General features: G+C 61.9%; 31 protein-coding genes and 1 tRNA gene. 20 read left to right on the forward strand and 12 right to left on the reverse strand.

Annotation, left to right across the window (positions count from 1 at the left end; genetic code table 11):
- Positions 1 to 9 precede the first annotated feature (9 nt).
- Both ACFLEY_RS21725 and ACFLEY_RS21730 read left to right on the forward strand, forming a co-directional pair.
- Positions 10 to 1,458 (forward strand): hypothetical protein, encoded by a 1,449-nt coding sequence (locus ACFLEY_RS21725; RefSeq protein WP_396604784.1) that lies wholly within the window; start codon positions 10 to 12, stop codon positions 1,456 to 1,458.
- A gap of 35 nt (positions 1,459 to 1,493) precedes the next feature.
- Positions 1,494 to 3,641 carry a hypothetical protein gene (locus tag ACFLEY_RS21730; RefSeq protein ID WP_396604785.1) on the forward strand — a complete coding sequence of 716 codons (2,148 nt, stop codon included), beginning with the start codon at positions 1,494 to 1,496 and terminating at the stop codon, positions 3,639 to 3,641.
- Here the strand turns inward: ACFLEY_RS21730 and ACFLEY_RS21735 are convergent.
- Entirely contained in the window at positions 3,631 to 4,440 is an 810-nt protein-coding gene (locus ACFLEY_RS21735; protein ID WP_396604786.1) for a hypothetical protein, read from the reverse strand. The genes ACFLEY_RS21730 and ACFLEY_RS21735 overlap by 11 nt on opposite strands.
- A 52-nt stretch (positions 4,441 to 4,492) precedes the next feature.
- Here ACFLEY_RS21735 and ACFLEY_RS21740 point away from each other — a divergent pair, with 52 nt between their 5' ends.
- The 8 genes from ACFLEY_RS21740 to ACFLEY_RS21775 all read left to right on the forward strand — a co-directional run bounded on the left by ACFLEY_RS21740 (position 4,493) and on the right by ACFLEY_RS21775 (position 8,237).
- Positions 4,493 to 5,395 carry a hypothetical protein gene (locus tag ACFLEY_RS21740; protein ID WP_396604787.1) on the forward strand — a complete coding sequence of 301 codons (903 nt, stop codon included), beginning with the start codon at positions 4,493 to 4,495 and terminating at the stop codon, positions 5,393 to 5,395.
- A gap of 32 nt (positions 5,396 to 5,427) precedes the next feature.
- Positions 5,428 to 6,201, forward strand: a complete 774-nt coding sequence (locus tag ACFLEY_RS21745) for an N-acetylmuramoyl-L-alanine amidase (protein ID WP_396604788.1) — start codon at positions 5,428 to 5,430, stop codon at positions 6,199 to 6,201.
- Positions 6,201 to 6,326: a hypothetical protein gene (locus ACFLEY_RS21750; RefSeq protein ID WP_283815093.1), complete on the forward strand. Its 126-nt coding sequence runs from the start codon at positions 6,201 to 6,203 to the stop codon at positions 6,324 to 6,326. Before ACFLEY_RS21745 ends, ACFLEY_RS21750 begins: the two co-directional genes overlap by 1 nt.
- Positions 6,327 to 6,389: 63 nt before the next feature.
- Positions 6,390 to 6,743, forward strand: coding sequence for a hypothetical protein (locus ACFLEY_RS21755; protein ID WP_060911922.1), 354 nt, complete (start codon positions 6,390 to 6,392; stop codon positions 6,741 to 6,743).
- 9 nt (positions 6,744 to 6,752) lie between these two features.
- Entirely contained in the window at positions 6,753 to 7,169 is a 417-nt protein-coding gene (locus ACFLEY_RS21760) for a hypothetical protein (RefSeq protein WP_396604789.1), read from the forward strand.
- Complete coding sequence (locus ACFLEY_RS21765) at positions 7,166 to 7,456, forward strand: hypothetical protein (protein ID WP_396604790.1); 291 nt, start codon at positions 7,166 to 7,168, stop codon at positions 7,454 to 7,456. Before ACFLEY_RS21760 ends, ACFLEY_RS21765 begins: the two co-directional genes overlap by 4 nt.
- Before the next feature lie 59 nt (positions 7,457 to 7,515).
- Positions 7,516 to 7,881: a DUF1515 family protein gene (locus ACFLEY_RS21770; RefSeq protein WP_028174106.1), complete on the forward strand. Its 366-nt coding sequence runs from the start codon at positions 7,516 to 7,518 to the stop codon at positions 7,879 to 7,881.
- A complete protein-coding gene (locus ACFLEY_RS21775; protein ID WP_396604791.1) occupies positions 7,878 to 8,237 on the forward strand; it encodes a septal ring lytic transglycosylase RlpA family protein in 360 nt (119 codons plus the stop codon). Before ACFLEY_RS21770 ends, ACFLEY_RS21775 begins: the two co-directional genes overlap by 4 nt.
- 77 nt (positions 8,238 to 8,314) lie before the next feature.
- On the opposite strand, the gene ACFLEY_RS21780 is transcribed toward ACFLEY_RS21775, so the two are convergent.
- The 5 genes from ACFLEY_RS21780 to ACFLEY_RS21800 all read right to left on the reverse strand — a co-directional run bounded on the left by ACFLEY_RS21780 (position 8,315) and on the right by ACFLEY_RS21800 (position 10,719).
- Positions 8,315 to 8,683, reverse strand: a complete 369-nt coding sequence (locus tag ACFLEY_RS21780; RefSeq protein ID WP_304553207.1) for a hypothetical protein — start codon at positions 8,681 to 8,683, stop codon at positions 8,315 to 8,317.
- Between the two features lie 253 nt (positions 8,684 to 8,936).
- A complete protein-coding gene (locus ACFLEY_RS21785; protein WP_396604792.1) occupies positions 8,937 to 9,299 on the reverse strand; it encodes a hypothetical protein in 363 nt (120 codons plus the stop codon).
- Between the two features lie 756 nt (positions 9,300 to 10,055).
- Positions 10,056 to 10,310 (reverse strand): hypothetical protein, encoded by a 255-nt coding sequence (locus tag ACFLEY_RS21790; RefSeq protein ID WP_396604793.1) that lies wholly within the window; start codon positions 10,308 to 10,310, stop codon positions 10,056 to 10,058.
- On the reverse strand, positions 10,307 to 10,525 hold the full coding sequence (locus tag ACFLEY_RS21795) for a hypothetical protein (protein ID WP_396604794.1): 219 nt from the start codon (positions 10,523 to 10,525) through the stop codon (positions 10,307 to 10,309). The genes ACFLEY_RS21790 and ACFLEY_RS21795 overlap by 4 nt, the downstream gene beginning before the upstream one ends.
- A gap of 119 nt (positions 10,526 to 10,644) precedes the next feature.
- A tRNA-Glu gene (locus ACFLEY_RS21800) sits at positions 10,645 to 10,719 on the reverse strand.
- Positions 10,720 to 10,944: 225 nt separating this feature from the next.
- Between ACFLEY_RS21800 and ACFLEY_RS21805 the strand changes: the two genes are divergently transcribed.
- Genes ACFLEY_RS21805 through ACFLEY_RS21815 form a run of 3 tightly spaced genes read left to right on the forward strand, consistent with a single transcriptional unit; the run spans position 10,945 to position 11,676 of the window.
- The gene (locus ACFLEY_RS21805; protein ID WP_028171312.1) at positions 10,945 to 11,199 is read left to right on the forward strand and encodes a PilZ domain-containing protein; all 255 of its coding nucleotides are present in this window, start codon (positions 10,945 to 10,947) and stop codon (positions 11,197 to 11,199) included.
- Between the two features lie 57 nt (positions 11,200 to 11,256).
- Positions 11,257 to 11,502, forward strand: a complete 246-nt coding sequence (locus ACFLEY_RS21810) for a hypothetical protein (protein ID WP_060911931.1) — start codon at positions 11,257 to 11,259, stop codon at positions 11,500 to 11,502.
- 6 nt (positions 11,503 to 11,508) lie between these two features.
- Complete coding sequence (locus tag ACFLEY_RS21815; protein ID WP_011087169.1) at positions 11,509 to 11,676, forward strand: hypothetical protein; 168 nt, start codon at positions 11,509 to 11,511, stop codon at positions 11,674 to 11,676.
- 134 nt (positions 11,677 to 11,810) lie between these two features.
- On the opposite strand, the gene ACFLEY_RS21820 is transcribed toward ACFLEY_RS21815, so the two are convergent.
- Together ACFLEY_RS21820 and ACFLEY_RS21825 are read right to left on the reverse strand one after the other, a co-directional pair.
- Positions 11,811 to 12,449: a glutathione S-transferase family protein gene (locus ACFLEY_RS21820; protein ID WP_396604795.1), complete on the reverse strand. Its 639-nt coding sequence runs from the start codon at positions 12,447 to 12,449 to the stop codon at positions 11,811 to 11,813.
- Between the two features lie 289 nt (positions 12,450 to 12,738).
- Positions 12,739 to 13,191: a VOC family protein gene (locus ACFLEY_RS21825; protein ID WP_060911933.1), complete on the reverse strand. Its 453-nt coding sequence runs from the start codon at positions 13,189 to 13,191 to the stop codon at positions 12,739 to 12,741.
- Positions 13,192 to 13,525: 334 nt separating this feature from the next.
- Between ACFLEY_RS21825 and ACFLEY_RS21830 the strand changes: the two genes are divergently transcribed.
- Positions 13,526 to 14,017, forward strand: coding sequence for a hypothetical protein (locus ACFLEY_RS21830; protein WP_129557579.1), 492 nt, complete (start codon positions 13,526 to 13,528; stop codon positions 14,015 to 14,017).
- A gap of 503 nt (positions 14,018 to 14,520) precedes the next feature.
- Here ACFLEY_RS21830 and tnpC read toward each other — a convergent pair.
- Complete coding sequence (gene tnpC, locus ACFLEY_RS21835) at positions 14,521 to 16,065, reverse strand: IS66 family transposase (RefSeq protein ID WP_224517700.1); 1,545 nt, start codon at positions 16,063 to 16,065, stop codon at positions 14,521 to 14,523.
- 588 nt (positions 16,066 to 16,653) lie between these two features.
- Between tnpC and ACFLEY_RS21840 the strand changes: the two genes are divergently transcribed.
- The 4 genes from ACFLEY_RS21840 to ACFLEY_RS21855 all read left to right on the forward strand — a co-directional run bounded on the left by ACFLEY_RS21840 (position 16,654) and on the right by ACFLEY_RS21855 (position 20,357).
- On the forward strand, positions 16,654 to 18,741 hold the full coding sequence (locus ACFLEY_RS21840; protein WP_049810452.1) for a recombinase family protein: 2,088 nt from the start codon (positions 16,654 to 16,656) through the stop codon (positions 18,739 to 18,741).
- Between the two features lie 106 nt (positions 18,742 to 18,847).
- On the forward strand, positions 18,848 to 19,444 hold the full coding sequence (locus ACFLEY_RS21845) for an AIPR family protein (protein WP_060911935.1): 597 nt from the start codon (positions 18,848 to 18,850) through the stop codon (positions 19,442 to 19,444).
- Entirely contained in the window at positions 19,407 to 20,003 is a 597-nt protein-coding gene (locus ACFLEY_RS21850; RefSeq protein ID WP_082756852.1) for an AIPR family protein, read from the forward strand. The genes ACFLEY_RS21845 and ACFLEY_RS21850 overlap by 38 nt, the downstream gene beginning before the upstream one ends.
- A gap of 66 nt (positions 20,004 to 20,069) precedes the next feature.
- On the forward strand, positions 20,070 to 20,357 hold the full coding sequence (locus ACFLEY_RS21855) for a potassium channel family protein (protein WP_082756855.1): 288 nt from the start codon (positions 20,070 to 20,072) through the stop codon (positions 20,355 to 20,357).
- A gap of 314 nt (positions 20,358 to 20,671) precedes the next feature.
- Here ACFLEY_RS21855 and pip read toward each other — a convergent pair whose 3' ends face one another.
- Positions 20,672 to 21,625, reverse strand: a complete 954-nt coding sequence (gene pip, locus ACFLEY_RS21860) for a prolyl aminopeptidase (RefSeq protein ID WP_060911938.1) — start codon at positions 21,623 to 21,625, stop codon at positions 20,672 to 20,674.
- Between the two features lie 172 nt (positions 21,626 to 21,797).
- Here pip and ACFLEY_RS21865 point away from each other — a divergent pair, with 172 nt between their 5' ends.
- Positions 21,798 to 22,001: a hypothetical protein gene (locus ACFLEY_RS21865; RefSeq protein WP_028171322.1), complete on the forward strand. Its 204-nt coding sequence runs from the start codon at positions 21,798 to 21,800 to the stop codon at positions 21,999 to 22,001.
- 103 nt (positions 22,002 to 22,104) lie between these two features.
- Here the strand turns inward: ACFLEY_RS21865 and ACFLEY_RS21870 are convergent, their stop codons facing one another.
- Positions 22,105 to 22,407 carry a hypothetical protein gene (locus tag ACFLEY_RS21870; protein WP_028171323.1) on the reverse strand — a complete coding sequence of 101 codons (303 nt, stop codon included), beginning with the start codon at positions 22,405 to 22,407 and terminating at the stop codon, positions 22,105 to 22,107.
- A 215-nt stretch (positions 22,408 to 22,622) separates the two neighbouring features.
- Positions 22,623 to 22,793 carry a hypothetical protein gene (locus tag ACFLEY_RS21875; RefSeq protein ID WP_396604796.1) on the reverse strand — a complete coding sequence of 57 codons (171 nt, stop codon included), beginning with the start codon at positions 22,791 to 22,793 and terminating at the stop codon, positions 22,623 to 22,625.
- A 353-nt stretch (positions 22,794 to 23,146) separates the two neighbouring features.
- On the opposite strand from ACFLEY_RS21875, the gene ACFLEY_RS21880 reads away from it, so the two are divergent.
- Complete coding sequence (locus ACFLEY_RS21880) at positions 23,147 to 23,443, forward strand: HU family DNA-binding protein (protein ID WP_027542683.1); 297 nt, start codon at positions 23,147 to 23,149, stop codon at positions 23,441 to 23,443.
- Positions 23,444 to 23,830: the final 387 nt, after the last annotated feature.

Below are 23,830 nucleotides of genomic sequence, written 5' to 3' on the forward strand. Positions count from 1 at the left end.
GGGATATCCATGAAACGCAATCTGTCCGTTCTGGTAGTTGCGGCGATCGCCGGCAGCATCGCCGCCGGCGCCATGCAATCGCTGCTGTCGGCCTTCGCCGTGCAGAATGAGCTGGTGCCGCCGACGTCTGGAATTTTTACCGGCGTGCAATACAGCCAGAAGCTCGGCGACGCCTTCCGCTCGCTGGCGAGCTGTAACAAGGGCGCAACCGCGCCGGCCAATGTCAACGGATCCGCGGTCGACGGCCTGTGCTGGATCGACGATTCCGGATCGCCTTGGGTCGTCAAGCAGTATGTCAATGGCGGCTGGGCGGTGACAGGCTATCTCGATCCCGCCAACAGCAGCTATGCCGGGATCGTTGGCGGCGGCCTCGGATCGATCGCCGCGGCGTCGACCACGGATCTCGGCAGTGTCGCGCAGGCAACCGTGAGCATCACGGGGACGACGACGATCAATGGCTTTGGTGCAAGCGCGCCGGATGGGTCGATCAAGTTCGTGCGGTTCGGCGGCGCCTTGAAGCTGGTGAACTCGACCGCGCTGGCCGTGCCGGGCGGCTATGATCTGACCACGGCCGCCGGCGACCGCGCTGTCGTCACGCATCTCGGCGCCGGCAATTGGGAAATAACCCAGTACACGCGCGCCAGCGGCGTGCCGATCGATGTCGCGGCGGTCGGCAAATACGCCTTTAGCGGATCTGAGACGGTGCCGCCGCTGCATCTGCGCGGCGACGGCTCGGCGATCTCGCGGGCGACCTATCCGGCCTATTTCGCCAAGGTCACGCGCGCGCAAAACGGCACGCGCACGAGCGGCAATGCCACCATCACGGCCGTCGCCGATACCACGGGGTTCGGCGCCGGCATGCCGGTCGAGGGCACGGGCATCGGCGCCGGATGCACCATTGCCAGCCTGGTCGCCAATACCTCGATCACGCTCAATTCCGGATCTTGTGTCACCTCGTCTGGCACCTCAACCGTGCGCGTGTTCCTGACCGGCTACGGGGTCGGCGGCGATACCACGACGGTGGGCCTGCCGGGCTGCGAGGGGCGCATGCTAGCCGGGCGCGATCCGACTGGCGCCAACATCACCAGCGCGGGATCCGGCATCAACGGGGCGGTATTCAATGCTTATGGTGGGGTGCAGAGCAGCAGCATCGCGGATATCCACCTTCCGAACGTCACGCGGACAGTTTCAGTCGATGCGTCGACCGCTGTTTGGAATACGGTTGCTGCCGGTTCGAGTGTCACGACTGCAGGCAACAGCGGCTCATTCGGTTATGTCACGAGCATATTTAACGGCGGCTCGAGTGGCGGCGGGTTGACAAACTATTCGTCTAAACCAGGCCTGTCCTCGGGTGCGATCACTGCCACGGTCGCCATCAATGGCGGTGTAACGCAGCAGGCGTTTAACAAGATGCCGCCGACGCTGATCGCCGACTGCGTCGTGCGCGTCACGCCTTGAGCGGGCGACCTTTCCTCTAAAAGCGAGTTGATCCGATGAAACTGCAACGCCTTCTCGGCGCGATCGGCGCTGTCGTCATGTCCGTCTCGACTGCGCTGGCGGCCGAGCAATCCAGCTATGTCACGCCTGGGGCCGGTCCGATGTCGATGGCGACATTCGTGACCAATCACCTCAACCCGGCGCTGCGCGCGATCGCGGCCTGTCACAACGGATCGAGCGCGCCGGCGAACGGGCCTGGCAGCGCGCCGCTGGCGTTTCAATTCTGGTGCGACACGACGGCCAATCCGGCGATCGTGAAGATGTACGACGGCGCGTCCTGGGTCGCGATCGGCGCGCTCAATACCACGACGCACGCCTGGTCGCCGTATCTGACCGGCGGCACCTCCGGCGGCGTGCCGTATTTCGCCAGCGCCGGCGTGATGGCGAGCTCGGCAGCGCTGGCGCAAAATGGCTTTGTTGTCGGGGGTGGCGCCGGCGCCGCGCCGGCCTCGATCGCGGCGTGCTCGGATGATCAGGTCGCATTCGGGCGCAGCAGCAACACTCCGCTTTGCATGACCGTGAGCGGCGATATCACTTTTGCGAGTGGGGTTTCGGCGATCGGCGCCGGCAAGGTGACCAACGCGCAGCTCGCCACGATGGCGGCGAACACCACCAAGTGCAACGCGACCGCGGGAGCGGCCAACCCGACCGACTGCAATGGCGCAACGATGCGCAGCAATCTCGGCCTGGTGGTCGGCACCAATGTCGAGGCCTGGGACAGTGACCTTGATTGCCTCGCGGCGCTCGCCACCAGCGGCGTGGTCGCGCGCACAGGATCGGGAGCTTGTGCAACGCGGACGGTTACGGCGCCGGCGGCTGGCATCTCGATCAGCAACGGCGACGGCATCGCCGGCAATCCGACCTTGGCGCTGGCGAATGACCTGGCGGCGCTCGAGGGTTTGAGCGGCACGGGCATCGCGCGGCGGATCGCGCCGGATACCTGGTCGGTCGGCACGGCGGTTGCCAATTCCGAGCTCGCCACGATGGCGGCCTATACGTTCAAGGGTAACAATTCAGGCAGCGCGGCCGCGCCGACCGATGTCGACATTGCGGCGCTGACCACCAAAGCCAGCCCTGCTGCGGGCGATTATGTGATGCTGTCGGACCAGGCGGCAGCCGGGGCCTGGAAGAAGGCGACGGTTGGGTCCGTCTCCTCGGCCGGATCTGTGGCGTCGATCAACGGCGCGACCGGATCGGTCACCACGGATCTGTCGGCGTTGCAGAATTGCTCGCTATCGGTCAGCGCGGCCTCCGGCGCGCTGACGATCGCGCTCAAAGATGCCGCGGGATCGGATCCGTCCGCGGGCTCGCCATGTGCGATCAACTTCCGCAGCGCGACGGCGGCGACGGGCACCTATGCGACGTTGTCGGTGACGGCGGCGACGTCGCTGGTGGTGTCCTCCGGCTCGACGCTCGGCGTGACGTCGTCGACCGCGTTCCGGCTTTGGGTGGTGGGCTTCAACGATGCGGGCACGTTCCGCCTTGGCGTCATCAATTGCGCCGTCAGCGGCGGTATCTCTCCATTGACCGAGAATATTCCCGCAAGCAGCACGGCCGAGGGCGGTGCTGGCGCGGCGGATAGCGGCGGCGTGTTTTATACCGGCACGGCGATCGCATCGAAGGCCTACCGCGTTCTCGGCTACATCGAATGGAGCGCCTCGGGCTTAACCGCTGGCACCTGGACCACGACAAATCTGCTAACTCTGCAGTCGTTCGGGCCTGGCGTCAGGCTGCCAGGTGAGCGCGTGCAGCGCGTTTCCATGACGTCGGCCGTCGGCACCTCGATCAGCAGCAGCACCTATACGATCACGACGCTGACCAAGGCGATCACGCCGACGTCGGCCGCCAACCCGATCCGGGTGTTTGCCTCGGCGGCCATTTTGTCGGGCGGATCCGCCACGGTCGCGATCGTGCAGCTCGGCCGAAACTCCAACGCGAATATGTTCGGCAGTTTCGGTGTCGCCAACATCAGCAACACGGGCGCGGTCTACTCGTCGGCGAATGCCCTCGGATACGATCTGCCGAACTCGACGAGCTCGACCACATACTCGCTCTATGGGCGTTCGTCCGACAACGCGACCAACATCTCGGTCCTGCCGAACTCTTATCAGGGCTTGCTCGAGGTCGAGGAAATCATGGGGTAGCGCGGCCAGTGGCGAGCAGCCATGCGCGCCACGGGCCGATGCCGAGCGACCGCCACGAAAACAGCGGGTTGTCGAACCGATATCCCGGCTGCTGCTGGCCGCGGTTGACCAAAAACAGGTACTCGCGAGCAAACTTGTTCGCCTTGATCACGGGCAGGTTCTGCAGCGCGACTTGCTCGCCGGTCATGGTCGGCAGCTCGCTGTCGTGGCCGGCATCGCGGTGCACGAAGATCGCATTGGTGCCGACAAAGCTGACGAGGCGATAACCCATCTTGCGCCCTTGCTGGACGAAAAGGCCGAGCGGTTGGCCGCAGCCTTGCAGGGCGATCTCGCGCGGCACGGGCTTGGTGTCGTCGGGCTTGTGGCAGGTGTGCACTTCGACGATCACGACCAGCGGCGGCTGCGGGAATTGGTCGAGAGTTGAGAACACCTCGAAGTCGAGGCCGTCGATATCAATGCTGACCAGGTCAAGCCGCTCCGAGACGCCGGCGCGTGCGGCGATGTTGGCGAGTGAGTTGTCACCATCGTCGACCAGCGCGCAGACGGATTTCGCGGCTGATCCTTCCGGGTAGGTTTTGAGCAGATCGTTAAACCGCGTTGCATCGGCCTCGATCATGAGGCCTCGCCAGCCGCGCTCCATCAGGCGTCGCGTGTTGGAAAGGTGAATTCCGTCCCACGCTCCGAATTCGCAACACAGCCCGGTCGACTTGCCGAGGATCTCCATGATCCGCAGCAGGATCCCTTCCTCGCCGGACTGACTGTAGCCCGCGTCCCGATAGTCAAACAGCGTTTTGCCCATATCGCTCTCCCGTGAAGGTTGCGGGTTATAGCGTCATCATCAAGGAAGCTCAATGGTCGCTCTCCCAAGCATGCCCGCATGGTACAAGCGGGGCGGTAGCCTGTTTCCCGTCAACAGCTCCAATGAGACGGATATCTGCGCCGACGCTCAGCTGATCAGTGCAACGTTCAACCGGGCGCCGCTCGCATCCGAGGTCGTTTTCAGCGACATCTCAAATCCGCTTGCTCCGATAGAGAAGGCCCGCAGGTCATGTCCCGGCGCGATGGGGGCTCAATTTATCGATGCGGGCGGGGTTCGTCACATCATCGTATCTTCTCCGCCGGCGCAGAATGTATCGCCGTTCAACAGCATCCTGCACATGTCCGTGGATGCCGGCTGGAACCTCTCCCAACCCAATGTCATCCTCGGGCCTTCCGGTTGTGGCTTCAACAATATCGGCGCGTGTCCGGTCCCCGGCGGCTATGTCATGTGCGTCGAGCAGCAGTTCTCGGGTTACAAGGCCGAGACCTATTCGTTTTCGACGACACCGGATTTTGCGGTGAGACAGCCGCTGGGGGCGCTCTACAGCCAGAGCGTTGATTTCACCGGCCGCACATGTCTGCGCTACATGCCGGACGGCTTTGTCTACGCCACATCTGATGCCAGCACCGGCCACTGTCGCATCGCTCGCGCGCCGGCGATTTTCGACGCGGACTTTACGTCGAGGTTCAAGTTCGCGACCGACGCTTTTGGCTTTCTGGGGCCAGATATCGACGTGCATCCGCCGGCGGGCGCCTCTGGTGGAATTCCCTTTTACGATGGGAATGTCTCTTACGATGAGTGGACGCTGAACGGCCAGCCTTGCGTCTATGGCGTCTACTTCATGTCCAACGAAGTGGACCGCGGCGAGATCCACAATTGCCTGTTCCACGGAACCAAGGCGCAGTTGTTCGCGAAGTTCAATTTCCCGGCTTGATCCCTGCCACTCCCACTAAAGGAGAATCCGAAATGACCTACAGCCTGACCTGGCTGCCTGGCGTGCTGCGCGATGCCGGGCTGGAAGTGCTCGAGCATCCCGGCTGGCAGACCCGCGGTCATGGCGACATGGGGACCGTGCAGGGCGTGCTGTGTCACCACACCTGTGGGCCGCTGCACGGCGATCTGCCCGATATCAATGTACTGGTCGAGGGCCGGCCGGATCTTGGCGGCCCGCTCTGCAACATTGGGCTGGGGCGCTCCGGCAAGGTCTACATGATCGCCGCCGGCAAGGGCTGGCACGCCGGCGCCGGATCCTGGCAGGGCGTCACCGACGGCAACTCGCACTTCATCGGGATCGAGGCCGAGAACACCGGCGAGACCACGGGGCCGCGCGCCGAGGCATGGCCCGACGTGCAGATGCAGGCCTATATGCGCGTCTGTGCCGCGATCGTGGAGCATGTCGGGATCGGCGTCGCCATGGTCGCCGGCCACAAGGAATATGCCCGGCCGCTCGGCCGCAAGAATGATCCAAGCTTCGACATGGTGATGTTCCGCGCCGGTGTCGCGCGGCTGCTCGACAAAAGGCCGCTACCGGCACTGGGGCGGTCCGCGCGCGCCGGCGTCGTCAATATCGACGGCCTCAACGTGCGCTCCAATGCCTCGGCCGGATCAACCATCGTCGGCGTGCTGTTCAAGGGCGATCACGTCGAGATCGCCGCCGAGATCATGAACGGCGACAGCAAATGGCTGCGCATCGCCGGCGGCTATGTCGCCGCGCGCTTCGTCGACGTCGCGGCGTCCTGATGCGGACCGCGGTACTCCTGCTTGGTCTTTCCTTGATTGCCGGCGGCATCATTGCCGCGATCGGTCTGCCCGCGGTCGCCATGATCGCCGGTCTGTGCTGTCTCGCCGCGTTCCTCTTGCTCTGAGCCCGGCTCGAACCGCTGGCGCGACGGCTTCGCGCATCACCTGACAAATCGGAGGTTTTGAAGATGTGGCTTCCCACGCAAGCCCAGGTCAATGCGTTCACGCGCAACCTGGCGAGCGGCGCCGCCGGCGCCGTTCTGATGCTCGGTCTTGGCTCCAAGATCGACACCGCGGCCCTGACACAGGCGATCGCCGCGGCAGGCGCCGTCGTCAATGACGTGGTCGTCCTGATCACGATGGCGACGCCGATCATCGCAGGGCTCTATGCCTCACGCACGGCCAATCCGAAGGCGCAGGCGGCCGCGGTCGGGGCCAGTGCCTCGACCATCGTCGAGCCCGGCGCTGGCGGCACCGCCACCATCAAGGTGCTGGATCCCGACATGGCCAGGGCTGCGCTCGATGCGCAGCGGCAAGGGTAGGGGGCATCCATGCTGAAACGCATCCTGATGGTGGCCAGCCTCGCGCTTGCGCTCGGCGGCTGCGCGCAATGGCAGGCGATCGAGCAGAAGGTCGGGGCCGTCGTCAGCGCCGTGTCCGGCGCCACCGTCAATCCGCAGGCCGTGCTGGTCGCCTCGAACATCTTCGATGGTCTCGAGGTGACCGCGACCAACTATCTGCGGCTGGCCAAATGCAATGGCACCACGCCGGTCTGCCGTGATCCGTCGGCGACCAAGGTCATCATCCCGGCCGTTCGCTCCGGCCGGGTCGCCCGCAACAATCTGCAGCAGTTTCTCAAAGACCATCCGGGCGAGCTCGGCCCGCGCGGCCTTTACGACGCGCTGCAGGCGTCGATTGCCACACTGCAGGCTGCCTACGCCAAATACCAGATTGGAGGTGCGTCTTGACCGCGATGCTGACAACGATCCTGAGCCTGATCTCCGCGCTGGTCCCGGCCGGCACCAACGCCGCGCTGATCGAGAAGATCGTCGCGGCGCTGATCCAGATCGTGCCCGTGGTGGTGAAGGAATATCAGGACCTGGTCCCGATCGTCCGCAACATCATCGGCGCACTGAAGGCGGACCCGTCGACCACGGCGGCGCAGCTCGAGCAGCTGCAGCAGCTCGAGGTCGAATGGGACGCCGATTTCGAGGCGGCTGCGGCCGCCGCGATCGCCGAGGACGGCGCGAGCTGATCACGTCCCGCGCGGCGCAATCGCGCGCCGCGCGGCCTTCTTGCCAAGGAACATTCAGGATGACCGAGACGACGGAAGCAGCGCTCCGCGATATGGCGCGCGCGATCGGGGCGCTGGAATCGACCGTCAAGACCCTGACCCATCAATGGCGCGATCAGGACGAGAAGGCCTCGCTCGGCCGACGCGATCTGCATCAGAAGATTGACGGCGTTCTCAAGGAGCTGCGGACGCTCGACGGTCTGGTCAAAGCGGCGATCTCGGATATCGCCTTCATGAAGCCGATCGTGGATAGTGTCGAGGCCGCCAAGCTACAGGCGCAGGGCGCGGTCAAGGCCGGCCGCTGGATCTACGTTGTGCTGTCCGGCGGTGGCGGCATGACGTTGCTCTGGATCGCCTCGCATTTCGTGACGGTGACTTTGAAATGAAGTCATCTGTCATCATTGCGACCGTGCTGACGGTCACCTTCCTCGCGCCTGCGCGTGCCGAGGTCTGCGTGGCCTCGCAATACGGCGTCGGTGATGGGTATCACGGCCGCCGCACCGCCTCGGGCGCAATCTTCAACACTTATGCGAGCGATCCCTACACCATCGCGCGGCCCTCGCGCGCCGATCTCGGCCGGCGCTTTCGCATCACGAATTTGCGCAATGGCGCTTCGATCGAGGCGCTCTCGACCGACCTCGGGCCGTTCATCGCCGGCCGCTGCGTCGACCTCGGCCGCGCCGGCGCCGATACACTTCAGATTGGTGGGCTCGGCCTCGTGCGCGTCGAGCGGCTGGATTGAATTGGCATCATGTCCTCAATCGGCGAAAACTACTACGTCGATTTCAACGCGAGCTAGCCAGCGCGCGGCAGTAAAAATCAGGACCGCCGCGCGGGCGCGCAAGATTTGTCCGGCATTGCGCAACCTTTCAACTTTGCAGCCTGAAGGTCGACCTTTTCGGTGGGCACATAGGCCTGCCGTTCGCATTCTTCCGAAATGGCGGATAGTCGGGCACCCTTGAAGGTGTCGCCTTCATAGAACACGGAGTAGGGTGAAGACGGCTTGCCAGCGGTCGGTTTTGCCTCTCTCAGGCAGACAAAAGATGAGCCCAGACCGAGATTGGTTTTTCGGAGCGAGGATGTTTCGATTGGGCCTTGCAGGTGCGCGTCATCTGCAGCCTGGGCAATCCCTTCCCGCAAAGTCTTATCTGATAGCGACGTTTCGTGCGGGGCCTCGGGCGTCGGCAACGAGGTGTCTGCCCAAATTGAAGAACAGCCTGACAGGAGCAAGAATAGAAGGGGGACGAAACGCATTGGCACACTGAGAGATTGGGCAGCCGGTAGCCTATACGGGAACTAACCCGGTGCGGCAACGGTGGCTCGGTCAAGATCCAATTATTGTGAACGTCGCGCCGTGACACGCGGCGTGTGAGGGGCGCCCGCAATATGCCCCGAAGTCGGAAACCTGCCAGCGTCGTGCGGCTCTTTCCTCGAGCTGGCATCACGCGGCACCTGGCAGCGGCAGCGCGAGCTGCACGTCGATGCGCCTGGTGGCGTTGGCGGCGATGAAGTCCTGCAGCGCGGACGGGACTTCTGTGTCGGTATCAGTTGCGCGCTGCGCCAGGGCGTCTGCGACGTCGGATGTGGCGTCCCGTGACCAGCCTTCACCCGGATTGAAGCACACAATCCGGACCGGATAGGCGTACTGGCCGGACAGCAGATGCCTGAGAATAGTCTCGAGGTCGGTGTCGGTTTCGTCGGTCTCGCGCCAGGCGCAGCCGGCGCGGACGCCGAAGTCCTCGAGAACCAGATAGATGTCGCGGTCGAGGCGATCAGTCGGCACGATCGAGGGCGAGGAACGCATACGCAAACTCCAACACAAACAATGGCGGAGAGACGGCCCCGGCTTCAGGGGGGGGGCTTTTGAGGCAGGCCGAGGCCGCTCCGCCAGCTCGGGGCTGCGAGCCAGCGAGATTCTTACGCTGACCTGGGGGCCTTAGTTCCTGCGCTTCCGTCGAGCCATCGTGCGAGCGCGTGGCGTCGCCCCGCTGGTCGGCCCCGCCCGTCTAGCCTGGCGGGCGTTCTATTGCGGCAGCTACCTCCAACCGGTTTAATGGCGCCGCTGAGAGGGAGAGAAACATGCAGAAATTGACAACCGCTGTAGCGCTCGTCGCTGCCCTGGCACTTGCAGGATGCGGGAGAGATCCCGGACCGAAGGGCGATCCCGGGCCACAAGGTCCCGCCGGCCCGCAAGGCGCCCAAGGTATTCAGGGCGTCCCTGGTCCCCAAGGAGCCGTCGGCGCTCAAGGTCCACAGGGATCTCAAGGGCCGAAGGGCGATAAGGGGGACCAGGGCGGGCCTAACATCCGCGCAGTGCAGGCTGATGGCGCGGTCAACTGCGACAGCAGCGAAACGCTTGTTTCTGTGTTCTGCCCAAGCGGCGGCGGCGCGGACGGCGCAAAGTGTGGGACATCACCAACGGTTGGACTCTGCTTGAAGAAGTGAGCGGTTACTCCCCGCCGGCTCACAAGGTCGGCGGGTTTTTCTTCAATCTGGCGGTTCTCCCACCGTCAGGCTGGCTCTGCGCGTCGCTGGCGACGTGGATGTCGGTAATGTTGCTTTACTGACGCGGAACCAGAAGCCGGACGTAAGTCCCGCTCTCATGCAGGTCGAGCCAGCCTTTCTCGACCGCGTAGCGGATGCCGGCGCCGAATTCCGCGCCTGTGCCATTGCAGCCGTTCTTTGAGAGGAACGGCCCGTTGATCTTCTCGATGTGAATCCGCCCGTTGATTGGCTCGATGCCGGCGGCGAGCTCGAGGAGCTTGCGCGCGGCGGCTTGCGGATCAGCGAACGGGCGGGCCTCGACGTGCTTCATGCGCTGGCGCCGGCGAGCTTGTCACGCTCGACGCGGGCCAGTTCCTTGGCCCTGGCCTCAGCCTCGCTGCGCGCCAGCAGATCCGGCCGAAGTCGACGGCCGGGGAGGTCGTCCCAGTAGAAATAGACGCTCGGCCGGCCGTCGGCGAAGCGGACCTCATAGCTGCCGGCGTCGGGAACGGCTTCGTGCTTCTTGATCGTGATCGGCGCGCTCATGGGAACGATCTTAAGAAAGTGATTGAGAGATGCCAATGTGACCCACCGGAACAGACGTTCCAAAAAGTGGGTCGCTGGGAGTGCTTTTCGGCAGCAAAATCAAGGGAAAATTCTGATGGTGGCGCTCCCTAGCGGAATCGAACCGCTCTCTCCACCGTGAAAGGGTGGCGTCCTAACCGATAGACGAAGGGAGCAAACGCTAAGCCCCGCCGCTTTTGACGGCACGGCCGCGGCCGCGCGAGTCGTGCCCGGCGGCTTGCAGCGGGCGAACGTATAGTGTCCTTTCGGCCCGTGGGCAAGCCGTTCGGGAACGGTCTTTTGGAACCGTGGACAGCGCCGGCGAGGGGATGATTCGGACCCGATTTCAACGGTTTCTTAGGGCTCCCTGAGGTAGCGCTGGAGCGGGAGATTTCACGCCAATGCCACCGCCCAAGAAGCGCGCAGACCGCAAGCTGCTGTCGCAGCACGCCTGGATCACGCTCGACGGCGGGTTCGCGGCGCGGCATTGCCTGGTCCAGGACATCTCGAGCTCGGGCGCCAAGATCACCCTGGACGAGGACGCAAGCCAGCTTCCGGGCGTGATCCGGCTGGCCTTCGCGCGCGATGCCCGCACCGGGCGGAACTGCCAGGTGGTCTGGCGCCGCGGCAAGTCGGCCGGGATCAAGTTCATCTGACATCCACCTAGTGCGACCCGGATGGCGCGCGGCACCTCGCCGGGCTAGAACGCTCGCATGCGCACACAGCTCCTCATCCTGATCTCGTTGCTGGCCACGTCCGCAGCCGCGGCAGAGCCCTTGCGCCTTCCGGCTGCCGAGCCGCGGCAGGCGGGCAAGACCTTGCCGCTGAAGGGCACGGGCGGGACGGCGAAGGCGGGCGCATGCGCGTCCTATGGCCGTGGCTACCACATGGTCGAAGGCACCGGCACCTGCGTGAAGATCGGCGGCTCGATCAGCGTCGACGGCGCGGTCCGGCGCTAAAGCCGCATGCCGCCGGATCTGTTGCGGCTCGATATCGTCGTCCCCGTGCTGATGTATTGCGCGCTGCTGTGGTGGGTCGGCCGCGGCCTGAGCTGGCCGGCGCGGCTCGCCACTGCTGTCGTGACGCTGGTGCTGATCATCTGCGTGCTGCTCGTCGAGCGCGGCTGGCTCTAGGCGCGGCCGTCAAAACAAAAAGTGCGAAAACAACCCCATGCACAGTAGCCGTCAAGTGCGGCGATGCCGCCGGCCGCGTGCGCCAAAATGGCGATTCCTTGCGCGCTCTTCGCAGCTTAAGCCGCGCCAGCGGCTCACGACATCGGCGGTGCGACAAACTGGGCAAAGCCGGGGCGTTTGCCGAGCTCGGCGAGCCAGCGGGTCAGGTTCGGCTGCGCCGGCCGGGTGATGCCCTCGACGCCGAGCCAGCGCCGCGCATAGGATCCAACAGCGATGTCGGCGAGCGTGAACTGGTCGCCCTCCATGAAGCGGCGCGTCGAGAGCAGGCGATCGGCGATCGCCCAGACCTCGACGGCGGCATCGGCATCGCGCTGCACCTGGATCATGTCGCGCTCGGCGGGCGCCGTGCGCACGACGCCCCAGAACACCGGGCGGTCGACCGGCTGCACCGCCGACAGTGTCCAGTCGAGCCAGCGGTCGACCGAAGCTCGCTGCTTCGGCGCGTCCGGATAGATCGGCGTGCCGCGTCCATGCGCGAGGCAGAGATAGCGCATGATGGAATTGGATTCCCACAGCACGAAGTCGCCTTCGACCAGCGTCGGGATCCGCGCATTCGGGTTCATCGCGAGATACTCGGCCTCGCGGGTCTTGCCGTATTGCATGCCGGCATCGATGCGCTCGTAGGGAAGGCCAAGCTCGGTGAGGCACCACAGCACCTTCTGCACGTTGACCGAGTTGGCGCGGCCCCAGATCGTCAGCTTGGTGTCAGGCATGAAGCGTCTCCCGCGGCGTTTTCAATTGTGCGGGTGATAGCGGAATTTCCTGTGCCGGACGACGGCGTTTGCGGCGCGCCCCTCATGCAAAAAGCTCCGCCATCGGCAGAGCCTTCATTGCAGGTTGAACCAGCTCGTCAGTGGCCGAAGAACAGCCACAGCAGAAGGATTACCGGGATCGGCACGCCCAGCATCCACAACAACAATCCTCGTCCCATTGCGTCCTCCTCCAATCATCTTGTCGAGGAGTGAACGTGCGCGGCGAGGGCTTGTTCCTATGGAAAAGGCCCTACCAGTGGCCGGTGTTCGGCATCGACGACCACGGCTCCTGCGGCGCTTTCGGCTCGCCCTTCTGCAAGAGCTCGATCGAGTGCAGATCGGGCGAGCGGACGAAGGCCATGTTGCCGTCGCGCGGCGGACGGTTGATGGTGACGCCGGCCTTCATCAGCTGCGCGCAAGTGGCGTAGATGTCGTCGACCTCATAGGCGAGATGGCCGAAGAAACGGTCCTCGCCGTATTTCTCCTCGTCCCAATTGTAGGTGAGCTCGACCAGCGGCGCGCCGCGCGTCTGCGGCTGCTTCTTCAGCGCCTCGAGATCGTCAGCCGAGCACAGGAACACCAGCGTGAAACGCCCCTTGTCGTTCTCGATCCGCCGCACCTCCTTCAGCCCCAGCGCATCCTGATAAAACTTCAGCGCGACATCGAGATTGCGCACACGCAGCATGGTGTGGAGGTATCGCATGGTTGTTGCTCCCTTGAACGGATGGAGGGTTTTTGGTTTCGGGCGGGAGCGATGAATAGCAGCAAAATGGGATGAGGGGCAGGGGGCGCGTGCACATGCGCGTGAGTGCAAAACAGCCCGAGAGCTGCATCACGAAGAGATCTTACAGAGCTTGCCGAAGTGAGAAAGCCAATATCGATGTCTACCACGAGAGCGGCTGCCTTACCGGCATTTGCGATCGTGCAGTCATGTCGAAGGCATGAAATCTGAGTTGCGGAGAGCGACAACCTATCGTAATTGGTTGTAATCTACGGTTGAAATCAAATTTTCCTTTTCGTTTATTTTGGGGGCTTTCATGCGATCTGTCGGTTTGGGGTTTTCACTAACTTTGCTCGGAGCAACCCTTGCACAAGGGCAGCAGTTTTACACGCCCGCGGTCACCGAAAAGCCAATGGCCGGACAATACTCAACTGGTTGGCACTACGGGAGGGTGACGTTCAAGGTGATCAGCTATACCGGGGCTGGAACAAGTGCACCGGAAAAGCGCGCGCAGTGGTACAACGTGCTGTTTGAAAAAGCTTTCGGAAGTCAACAGCCCGGCGGTACGTTCATAATCACGCTTGATCTGTGCGACTCTTCCGGTTGTACTAAGCCTGTCGCGCAGAAGCTGATAGCGGCCTTCCAGAAGACGCCCAATCAACCTGTCAAGCAGAGCGACTTCCTTACTAACGTCGGCTCAGCTTTGACGAATTTCTTCACAGGGGGTACCGAGGCGACGCCGATCGCTGGTGCTACTGTCGAACAACCTAGGAAGTATGTGCAGCGGAATGCTCGACATGTTCTATAAGGTGTTCACGCGGTGGGACGCGCGAGCCCTCTATTGGGGCTATCTCACGGTGAACTGGGATAAGCTGAAGGCAAACTCCGCGGTGAATGGTTGCCTGCTGACTGATACTGAGCGCCAAGAAATGACTACGATAGGTTTGCCGCTGCCGACAGTGCCTTGATCTTAACGGAGGTCTCGCCCAAGGCCCCCTCCGGGGGAACGGAGACGTGCTTGGCTGGCCCGCGGTGGGGCCGCGCTCAATTGACGGCAGCAGAGCGATCCGTAACTATTTCAGTTAACGCGACTTTTCTGCCACGCGACCGGACGGCGCCGCTCTCAACCTGACGGTTCAGGTTGGACTTTGTTGACCCCGAACTTCCGGGCCGCCTCGCTGATCGAAATCAGTTCCAACGTAAGCGACGTTCGCGTCCCATTCGCAAAGGTTTGGCGTGGGGATTGCAGTCTGTTGATCAACGTGTTTGCAAATCGTTGGCGGGGGGTATGGAGGCGGCAACGACGGAGAATTACGAGGTGCGGCCGAACGACCAGGGCAGGAGCTCGTCGATCCGGGACTGCGGGTGACCGGTTGCGATCGCTTTGAGCGTCGCTTTCATCCAGACGTAGGGCTCCACGCTGTTGATTTTGCAGGTGGCGATGAGCGAAGCTATGCGCGCCCATGAACGACCACCTTCGTCGTGACCAGCAAATAAACTATTTTTACGCGTCAGAGTCAGCGGCCTGATTTGATTTTCGACGGGATTGGTGTCCATCTCAACGCAACCATCGTCGAGAAACAAGGTGAGGCCATCCCAATGGTTCAGGAGATAGGCGATCGCCTTGCCCATCTCGCTGCCCGGCGACAGGCGAGCGGCTTGCTCGCGCAGAAACCTCTCGAGTTCAGCGACGAGCGGCCGTGATCGCTCGTTACGGGTCGTTTGCCGAGCCGGGGCGTCGGCGCCACGGATCTCCTTCTCGATCGCATAGAGTGCGGCGATGCGCGCGAGAACGGCTTCGGCGATGGGTGAGCCGGCTTTCGGAGTCGCTGCGATGATCTTGCGCCTTGAGTGGGACCAACATGCGGCCAGCCGCAGCGGCACGCCGCCTTTGCGCTTGGGCCGTGCGAGCCGATGATAGCCCTGGTATCCGTCGACCTGAAGGATGCCGTCGAAGCCCTCGAGGATGCGCTCAGCATGGTCACCACCGCGTCCTGGCGCGTAGTGGTAGACCACGATTGGTGGATCAGCGCCGCCGTGGCCGCGATCGTCGCGCAGGACAGCCCACAGATAGCCGGTCTTCGTTCGGCCCCGGCCCGGATCGAGCACAGGCGCCCTGGTCTCGTCTATGAACAAGCGGCCCGATTGCTTCATCACGACGCTCATGCGCTCGACCAGCGGCGCGAGGTGGAAGGCGACCGTTCCCATCCAGTCTGCCAGAACGGCGCGATCGATGAAGATGCCATGCCGAGCCAGAACCTGCGACTGACGATAGAGTGGCATGTGCTCGCTGAACTTGGCGACCGCCACCTGCGCCAGCAGCGCCTCGGTGGGGATGCCACCCTCCACGAGATGGGCGGGCGCCGGCGCCTGAGCAACACCGGTGCAGCCCTTTGCGCAGGCGTAGCGCGGTCGCACCGTCTCGATCACACGATACTGGGCGGCCATGACATCGAGACGGCGGGAGCGATCCTCGCCGATCTGGACCATCCGGCCGCAGCCGCAGGGACACTCGAGGTTCTCGGGTTCGATCACCTGCTCGATGCGCGGCAGGTGCGCGGGAAAGGCACGGGCAGCGCGCCTGGTCCGGCGGCTGGACGGCGCCGTGCCGGCGCGGCGCGCACGATCGTCCTGGCGTTCCTGGACTTCGGCGATGGCAATCTCGATGTCCTCGAGAACCAGTTGCATCTGATCGGGATTGAACTTTTCCGAGCGTTTACCGAAACGTGCGCGCTCGTACTCCTTCACGAGCAGTTCGAGGCGTTCGACGCTCTCTTTGGACGCAGCCAGTTCACTCTCGACATGAAGGCGCGCCGAGCATTCATCGTCTGCGCGACGACGCTCGGCTTCAATCATCGCTTCCTGCGCGCGGAAGAGCGCGCGCAAATCGGCGGGCAGCGCTGCAAGACGGGCGGGATCAATGGGGGACGGCGGCACATCCGCAAGCTATCATCCCAAAGCCCCGCGCGAAACAGGTTGTCGGGTCTGAGTCAGTTCGCCGCAGCTGGCGTCGCGACAATCCGTTCGCCCACTCGCTTCCAGTTCAGCCCTTCAAACGAGGGGATTGAGGAATGTCCCTGATAGTGAGTCTGACGAATCATTTCCGGAGGTGGTCGAGGTTCGGGACCCCCACCATCCTTTGTGGGGGCGCTCATATCGAGTGATTAGGAAGATCGGTCAGCGAGGCCGAGGCATTCCCGCTTCGTATGAAGTTGAGTATCGCGCAGGAAGCAGTCTTCTGATTCAAGCAACCGCAATCGAATATTATGAGCAAGAGGCAAATCAGATTAAGCTGAGTATGGAGGCTCTACTCGAGCTTTTATCGACAGCGGATTGTCCCGACGCACATGAGCATGGATCCAGCCGATCTTTGGTCGACGCTGACGCCCGCGCTCCGACGCCAGATCGTCGAAGACGTCGCCGCAATTTTGGCGGAGATCCCTCATGAAGTCCGAGCTGGTCACACCAAGCCACTTGGCGCGCAAAGCCGTAGTCTACATCCGGCAGTCGACGCCCCATCAGGTCGTAAGCAATCAGGAGAGCCTGCGCCTTCAATACGCGCTTCGCCAGCGCGCCCGCGAACTCGGATGGCGTGAGGCGGCCATCGACGTGATTGATGCCGATCTCGGGTTGAGCGGCGCGTCTATAGCACAGCGTAACGGCTTCAAGGAACTCGTTGGCCGTGTTGGCCTGAGTGAAGTGGGACTCATCCTGTCGATCGACGTGACCCGCTTGGCGCGTAATTGTACCGACTGGTATCCGCTCCTGGATATCTGTGGTCTACGTGGCTGCCTGATCGCCGACCGCGATGGTGTCTATGATCCGGGCACTCCCAACGGACGGTTGCTTCTCGGGCTGAAGGGTTCGATCTCCGAGCTTGAGCTACATACGATCCGCAGCCGGCTGACCGCCGGCCTGCTGGCCAAAGCCGAACGCGGCGAACTTGCGGTTATGCTGCCAATCGGGCTGATGCGGGACCCGAGCGGTGTGGTCGTTAAGGATCCCGACATGGCCGTGCAAGGGCGGCTCGGTCTCGTCTTCCAGTTATTCCTGCAGCTGCGCAGCGTTGCCAAGGTCATGCGAGCGTTGAACGAGCGTGACCTGGAACTGCCGCGTCGTGATCGATATGGCGATTTGTGCTGGACGCGCGCGACGCTGGCTGCCGTCGCGGCGATCTTGAAGAACCCCGCATACGCGGGCGCCTTTGTCTATGGACGAACCCGCTTCCGGCCGCCGAAGCGGGAGGGGGCCCTGCCACAAAAGGCTCCGCGGCCGATGGAGGAGTGGCGGATCGTCGTTAAAGATCGATATCCAGCCTATATCGACTGGCCAATTTATGAAAAAATCCGATCCGTCATCAGAGATAACCGAGCCGAATACATGCGCATCAAAACCCGCGGCGCGCCTCGCAATGGCGAGCTCCTGCTCCACGGCATTGCCTGGTGCGCACGATGTGGCCATAAGATGTACGTCCGCTACAAGGGCGGCGGCGAATATGTATGCAATCACCTGCGTACCCAGGAAGGTCAGCCAACCTGCCAACACATCCGCGCCGCCCATATCGATGCAGCCGTTGGCGACGCATTCCTAACCGCACTAGCGCCGGCCGAACTCGATGCCTTGTCGCGCTCCCGCCGGGTGCAGCAGCAGACGAACAATGCGCTACGCTCCAGTGCAGAACGAGAGCTCGAGCGCAAGCGATACACGGCGGCGCTCGCCGAACGGCAGTTCAACCGAGCTGATCCAGATAATCGGTTGGTCGCCTCGGAACTCGAGCGTCGATGGGAAGCGGCGCTAAACGACGTGCGCGCCGCCGAAGAGGCGCTTGCCCGACAGACGCCGCCCAAAGCCATCACACAAGTGGCCATAAGCAAGGAGCTCAACGACAAGGTCATCAGCCTCACCGGCCGCCTCCCGCAGATATGGGGTGACGAGACTATCTCGGATGCGCATCGCAAGGCGTTGTTGCGATGTCTCATCGAAAAGGTCGTTCTCGACCGCGGTGAGCGCGACTTGGCCCTGGCTAGGATCGTCTGGCGGGGAGGCGCCGTGACGGAGCTCGAAGTGAAGATGAGCGTCAACTCCGTCACCAGATTGACGCGAGGCACAGAGATGCGGGAACGCCTTCTGACGCTCGCTCGCGACGGCGTCCCAGACGACAAGATCGCCACAATCCTTACTCGGGAAGGTCACCGCTCTCCCCGTTGCGCCGATAAGGTGCTGCCTATCACCGTTGGGCGGCTCCGTCGTGCCGCCGCCATCAAGGTAACTGCCCAGCGCAGCCGATGGGAGCATGACGACTCATACCTCAGCCCGCCCGAACTGGCCCGAAGGCTCGAGATTCCAGTAAACTGGCTCTATGTTCAGATCCGAACCAAGCGTTTGCTAATTGATCGCCAGCCCAGCGGCGCCTATCTCTTCCCGAATACACCATCCGTTCTTCACGCCATCGGAGACCTTCGAAACCACGTCATCGCGCAACTTGATCTAAGAATCTGTCAGCCTAACAAGGAGGGGCATCAACATGGGTGACGCGCGTCAGATGCATGACGCCCCCACACAATGAAGGTCAGCTTTCATTATGCTACCAAAAGCGATCAGTCTCCGAATCCTAAAGTAGCCACACGTGTCTCTATCTTTGCAGAAGTACGTCAAAGATCAGCTGTCGAATGCCGATGTCGGCTTCCAGTTCTGGGGCGCTCAGCGCTTGGTGGAGGTCGCTCGCCGAACTCCAAACACTACCGAAACATTGGATATTTCGAAACAGTTTACGGCAGACGACGGCTCCGCCGTTTGCCTCGTCAAGCTGGGCAGCTTAGCGAAGCTGCTTCGCGACGAGCACGGCAATCTTAGGAGAAGCATGCTCGAGCCGAACGTGCGCGACTACCAAGGAACGAAGAACGTTGTAAATCGAGCCATTCGCCAATCTCTTGCAGAAGCCACCGCTCCTGAATTTTGGTGGCTGAACAACGGCGTCACAATACTCGCCTCAAAGTGCAGCGTCGTTGGCAACAGGATCGTCATCGAAAAGCCCGAGGTGGTGAACGGATTGCAGACGTCCTACGAGATTTTCCAATTTTTCAAGACACAGCCAGAATTGAGCGACGCACGGAACGTGCTGGTCCGCGTTATCGTTCCGCCCGACGAGCACGTTCGAAGCAAGATCATCCGCGCCACCAATTCGCAGACCGCCATCAATGAGGTATCCCTGCGAGCGACCGATCCAATTCATTGAGAAATTTCGTCTCTACGGGTTGTTCTATGAGCGTCGAAAGGGAGAATATCGAGAGCTAAAAAAGCCCGTCGACCACATTGTCAGTATCCAAACTCTTGCAAGAGCGGTGATGGCCCTTCTCTTGCAACAGCCGAACAACGCGTATGCGACGCCATCGAGGGTGCTGAAGAGCGACTATACCCGCATTTTCAACGAGTCACATAACAGGGACATGTTCATCACAAGCATTCTGATCTGTCGCCAAGTCGAAAGCTATCTGACGGACCGCACGGATCTAAAGCAATGGAAATCGGTCCTCAGATACTTCGTCTCGATGGCCGTCGCGTGCACCTATCTGAAAAAGGCTTCGCCTCCGACGGATAAAGAGCTCGCGGCACTCCTTCCGCTTGCGTCCAAAGCGTTCATTCCGCCGTTGTTCGCCGAACTGACCACGATGGCGATGAAAACCTACACCGAGCTAGGCGGAACCGAGTCTGTGGCGAAAGGTCCCGAGATGCGAGCGGAAATCTTGAAGCAGCTAGCTTTCAAGCTGACTCCGCAGGGGTCACTCGGCCTCTAAGAAAACCACTCTTTGGAGTCCGATTCGATGCGCGCACCATAATCAGGGCATTTTTCGGAGGACGGAATGTCATCCATCTTCTTAACTCATCTCCATATTGGTGATCGACGAGCTGTTTTTAGAGACATCAGAAGAAACAAACGTTGGATCGCTTTTTCCTTCCTAGTGATAGTCGTGTTGATCCTGATTTCAGCCAGCCTATTCTTTTGGTTCGAGCGCAGTGAGCAGATTCAGCCTTTCAATTGGTTTTCCAGCCTCTATTTCACTGTAATCAACTTCACGACCGTGGGTTTTGGCGACATCGCCCCGAAGACGGACATCGGCCGTATCACGCGATGGCTAACTCCTTCGTAGGCCTCATTTCATTCGGATGGTTTGTGGCAGTTTTCACGGCCGCTCTTCAGCCAGGGCCAACGCCAACAATATTTAACAGCGAGAACGAATTTCTCTTAGAGGCTTTGGTTCGCGCGCTGCATGATAATCGGTTCGAAAGCGAGACTAACAGTGATGGCGCAGTCAAGCGGCGGTGGCGTATTGTCATCGAGCCTGATGAATAACTAGAGTTGCGGCGACAGTGCACCCAACTCACCCCTGCTACCATTTGGAGTTGAGTGCACGTCTCCTTCTAAATTCATTCGCCCGCCCGGCGGTCACGCACCGTCACCCGCCTACAGCTTTCCGAACTCATTCAGTGTCCTGATGACCAAAGGCATGAACTCATGGCCGCCGCCGTGGCCGGCGTCTTCGAGAATATGCAGCCTGGACGTCGTCCATCGCTTGTGCAGTTGCCACGCCGTGGACAACGGTCCGCTGACGTCGAACCGGCCGTGGATCAGGGCGCCGGGAATGCCGTTCAATCTCGATGCGTCGCGGATCAATTGATCCTCTTCGAGAAATGCGGCGTGGCGCCAATAGTGAGTGACCAGGCGCGCAAATCGCAATCGAAACTCCGCGTCGTCAAATCGGGGATTTGGCCGATGTCCCGGGGTGAGCGAGACGTGCGCATCCTCCCACTCGCACCATGCCCGGGCAGCTCTGTCGCGAACGGTCTCGTCGGCATCGGCAAGCATGATTGCGTAGGCATCGACGAGCGGCATGTCGCGGAGATGCCGGGGGACAGTCTCGGAAAAGCGCTCCCATTCCCTTGGAAAGATGCGCCCGACATCGTTGGTGATCCATTGCACCTCTGCACGCGATGTCGTCGTCACGAATCCGAGCAGCATCGCTTTCACGCGTCGCGGGTGCGCTTGTGCGTAGGCGAGGCCAAGCGTGGTTCCCCAGGACAAGCCCAGGATGATCCAGCTTTCGACACCGAGCAGCTCGCGCAGCCTCTCGATGTCCGCGACAAGGTGAGCGGTGGTATTGCTTGCCAGGTTCGAACCCAACTGACTTGCGAGCGGAAGGCTGCGACCGGAGCCACGCTGATCGAACAGCACAGCCCTGTAGACATCAGGATCGAAAAATCGTCTTTGACCGACAGAGCAGCCCGTGCCCGGACCGCCATGCAGGAAAAGCGCCGGCTTGCCCGCGGGATTGCCGCAACATTCCCAGTAGATCTGGTGGCCGTCGCCCACATCCAGCAATCCAGTCTCGTACGGCTCGACAGGCTGGAACTGGGCCATCGCTTTCTCCTCGTGCCTTTTGGCAGCCTTTCTCTATGCCGCAATAGCGGGCTTTGGCAGGCCGGATCTATCGGGCGAACGAATTTAGCGCGGCCACCGGATCGCGACGGCGCGGATGAACCCACGGAAAAGCCGGCGCGACCAATGCTCGGCTTCATAAGGTCCTCATCACATGAGCTGGAAGAAGAAATACGCGATCGGTTGCCTGATTGCCCTGTTCGTTTTCACGGCCATGGACTCCTACGATCGCCCCAACAGGGACGTTCGCTTTGGAGCTGTCATCGTGATGGCGGCTGTATGGCCCGTCACAGTGTCCGTCATTTTGGGCGGAGCCGTCGGCGGGATGGTTCGCGATGGCTTGCCCAGCGAGAGCTAGGCAGGCCCTCGGCTCCCGAGAACCGAGGCTTCGACCTGTTCGGCGCCGAGCAACGGCGAACGAACCTGATGCGGCCCGCCGCTGAATTTCTCGCCGTCTGCGCTTAGGCAGCGATCCGCTGCTCGGCAGGCGCCGTCAGGAGCTTGAGCACTTCGGCATGCTCGAGGTCAGGGACCGCGATCGCCGTATGGCTGTAGGTCGCATGGCTGCGTGATTTGGCGATCTTGTCCAGGATCGCTTTGCCCTTGATGACGTGGAGGCCCATGCCCTCTTCGGAAGGGAAGATCGCCAGCACGACGTCATAGGCCGCGATGACGGCTCTGAGCGCCTCGGCCTTGTCTTCGGCGACATCGACAAACACGCGAACATCGGCCGCGAGTTCACGCAGCTCGTGAAAATCCAGCACTGTGGGGATACTCCAACGCAACGATACCAAGGGGAGCTTGGATGCGTTGGGTTACTGAAGTGTCAACAACACGGCTCGAACCACAGGTTTCACGGTGAGGTGTCTTGCTGAGCTGGCTGGATGAGGTGGCTTGCGGCCGCCCGTGAACGCCGTTTTCGCGCGCGAGCGCTACGTCACTTGCGTTAAGTCACTTGCGTTAAGTCACTTGCGCTAAGTCACTTGGCGTAGCCCTGGGACCGGAGCCACGCGATCTTGCGATCGCCGTTGATCCAGTCGTCGGCATCCGCCTTGCTGGTAAATCCGGTGATTTCGCGCTGCTCGTGGTCGGGGTAGTCCGCCAGGATCTTCCAGTCGCCATCGGCGATCCGGACCGCTCTAAACGTCACTTTTGTTTTGGCCATGCGCCACTATGCAACAAATGCTTTCGAAAGAGAACCGGTTAGGGGCTTTCGTGACTTCGGCTAATACGGGCATCGCTGCTGCCTGCTGGCGAACCGGCAGAACCCTCTATGGACATTGCTGAATTCGATTCGGCGCGGGTCGATGCAAGCGCTGTCATCCCGCCGAAACAGGCGGAACCGACGTCAAACTGCGGCTTGCGTTTTCGGCCCCGATGGGTTCTAAGCCCGGTGACTTCCTGACCGCTGGCATGAACACAAAGCGCGCTGCGCGGCTTTGTCGCGTGCCCGGCACGGTTACCCCACAGCCCGCGCGCACCCCATTCAGAAGGACGTTTGACATGGCGAAGATGACCAAGACTCAATTGATCGACGCGATTGCCGAGGGCACGCAGCTTGCGAAGAACGACGTGAAGTCGGTCATCGAGTACATGGCGACGGTCGGCTACAAGGAGCTCAACGAGTCCGGCGAGTTCGTCATTCCCGGTTTCGTGAAGATGTCGGTCGTGAACAAGCCGGCGACCGAAGCCCGCATGGGCGTCAATCCCTTCACCAAGGAGCCGATGCAGTTTGCGGCCAAGCCCGCGAGCAAGTCGGTGAAGGCATCGCCCCTGAAGGTCGCCAAGGACGCCGTCTGATCCTGCCATCGCGCACCGCTTGCGTGCCCAGAGCCCCGTTCCGATGATGTCGGAGCGGGGCTCTTTGTTTTGTCTCTTTGTTTTTGTCTTGGGCGGCGCGATGTCCGCAAAAGCGAAAGCCCCGCCTGGGGGGAGCGGGGCTTTCTGATGGGGATGAAGCCTGGGGGAAGCTTCAGGAATGAGACGCGCCAGCCCAGTAAAAGGTTCAGCCTTCCGAAGAAGAGAAAGAGAAAACCCCGCGCTTTCGCGCGGGGTTTTCCAAACTGACGGCGATGGGATTTCAGCGCCTGGCCGTCAGCCGTAGATCAAACCTGGGGTAGAAAATCCAAAAAGCAACAGCGCCGCCGTGACGGAGTATGTTCGTCAGGCGGCGCTGCCGTATGACTG

This window comes from Bradyrhizobium sp. YCK136, assembly GCF_044570075.1.
Lineage (GTDB): Bacteria > Pseudomonadota > Alphaproteobacteria > Rhizobiales > Xanthobacteraceae > Bradyrhizobium > Bradyrhizobium diazoefficiens.

Excerpts from the sequence above, each read along its gene's own strand:
- ACFLEY_RS21725 (WP_396604784.1), top strand. The coding sequence starts at position 10 with ATGAAACGCAATCTGTCCGTTCTGGTAGTTGCGGCGATCGCCGGCAGC.
- ACFLEY_RS21730 (WP_396604785.1), top strand. The coding sequence starts at position 1,494 with ATGAAACTGCAACGCCTTCTCGGCGCGATCGGCGCTGTCGTCATGTCC.
- ACFLEY_RS21735 (WP_396604786.1), bottom strand. The coding sequence starts at position 4,440 with ATGGGCAAAACGCTGTTTGACTATCGGGACGCGGGCTACAGTCAGTCC.
- ACFLEY_RS21740 (WP_396604787.1), top strand. The coding sequence starts at position 4,493 with ATGGTCGCTCTCCCAAGCATGCCCGCATGGTACAAGCGGGGCGGTAGC.
- ACFLEY_RS21745 (WP_396604788.1), top strand. The coding sequence starts at position 5,428 with ATGACCTACAGCCTGACCTGGCTGCCTGGCGTGCTGCGCGATGCCGGG.
- ACFLEY_RS21750 (WP_283815093.1), top strand. The coding sequence starts at position 6,201 with ATGCGGACCGCGGTACTCCTGCTTGGTCTTTCCTTGATTGCCGGCGGC.
- ACFLEY_RS21755 (WP_060911922.1), top strand. The coding sequence starts at position 6,390 with ATGTGGCTTCCCACGCAAGCCCAGGTCAATGCGTTCACGCGCAACCTG.
- ACFLEY_RS21760 (WP_396604789.1), top strand. The coding sequence starts at position 6,753 with ATGCTGAAACGCATCCTGATGGTGGCCAGCCTCGCGCTTGCGCTCGGC.
- ACFLEY_RS21770 (WP_028174106.1), top strand. The coding sequence starts at position 7,516 with ATGACCGAGACGACGGAAGCAGCGCTCCGCGATATGGCGCGCGCGATC.
- ACFLEY_RS21775 (WP_396604791.1), top strand. The coding sequence starts at position 7,878 with ATGAAGTCATCTGTCATCATTGCGACCGTGCTGACGGTCACCTTCCTC.
- ACFLEY_RS21785 (WP_396604792.1), bottom strand. The coding sequence starts at position 9,299 with ATGCGTTCCTCGCCCTCGATCGTGCCGACTGATCGCCTCGACCGCGAC.
- ACFLEY_RS21790 (WP_396604793.1), bottom strand. The coding sequence starts at position 10,310 with ATGAAGCACGTCGAGGCCCGCCCGTTCGCTGATCCGCAAGCCGCCGCG.
- ACFLEY_RS21795 (WP_396604794.1), bottom strand. The coding sequence starts at position 10,525 with ATGAGCGCGCCGATCACGATCAAGAAGCACGAAGCCGTTCCCGACGCC.
- ACFLEY_RS21805 (WP_028171312.1), top strand. The coding sequence starts at position 10,945 with ATGCCACCGCCCAAGAAGCGCGCAGACCGCAAGCTGCTGTCGCAGCAC.
- ACFLEY_RS21810 (WP_060911931.1), top strand. The coding sequence starts at position 11,257 with ATGCGCACACAGCTCCTCATCCTGATCTCGTTGCTGGCCACGTCCGCA.
- ACFLEY_RS21815 (WP_011087169.1), top strand. The coding sequence starts at position 11,509 with ATGCCGCCGGATCTGTTGCGGCTCGATATCGTCGTCCCCGTGCTGATG.
- ACFLEY_RS21820 (WP_396604795.1), bottom strand. The coding sequence starts at position 12,449 with ATGCCTGACACCAAGCTGACGATCTGGGGCCGCGCCAACTCGGTCAAC.
- ACFLEY_RS21825 (WP_060911933.1), bottom strand. The coding sequence starts at position 13,191 with ATGCGATACCTCCACACCATGCTGCGTGTGCGCAATCTCGATGTCGCG.
- ACFLEY_RS21830 (WP_129557579.1), top strand. The coding sequence starts at position 13,526 with ATGCGATCTGTCGGTTTGGGGTTTTCACTAACTTTGCTCGGAGCAACC.
- tnpC (WP_224517700.1), bottom strand. The coding sequence starts at position 16,065 with ATGATTGAAGCCGAGCGTCGTCGCGCAGACGATGAATGCTCGGCGCGC.
- ACFLEY_RS21840 (WP_049810452.1), top strand. The coding sequence starts at position 16,654 with ATGAAGTCCGAGCTGGTCACACCAAGCCACTTGGCGCGCAAAGCCGTA.
- ACFLEY_RS21850 (WP_082756852.1), top strand. The coding sequence starts at position 19,407 with ATGAGGTATCCCTGCGAGCGACCGATCCAATTCATTGAGAAATTTCGT.
- ACFLEY_RS21855 (WP_082756855.1), top strand. The coding sequence starts at position 20,070 with ATGTCATCCATCTTCTTAACTCATCTCCATATTGGTGATCGACGAGCT.
- pip (WP_060911938.1), bottom strand. The coding sequence starts at position 21,625 with ATGGCCCAGTTCCAGCCTGTCGAGCCGTACGAGACTGGATTGCTGGAT.
- ACFLEY_RS21865 (WP_028171322.1), top strand. The coding sequence starts at position 21,798 with ATGAGCTGGAAGAAGAAATACGCGATCGGTTGCCTGATTGCCCTGTTC.
- ACFLEY_RS21880 (WP_027542683.1), top strand. The coding sequence starts at position 23,147 with ATGGCGAAGATGACCAAGACTCAATTGATCGACGCGATTGCCGAGGGC.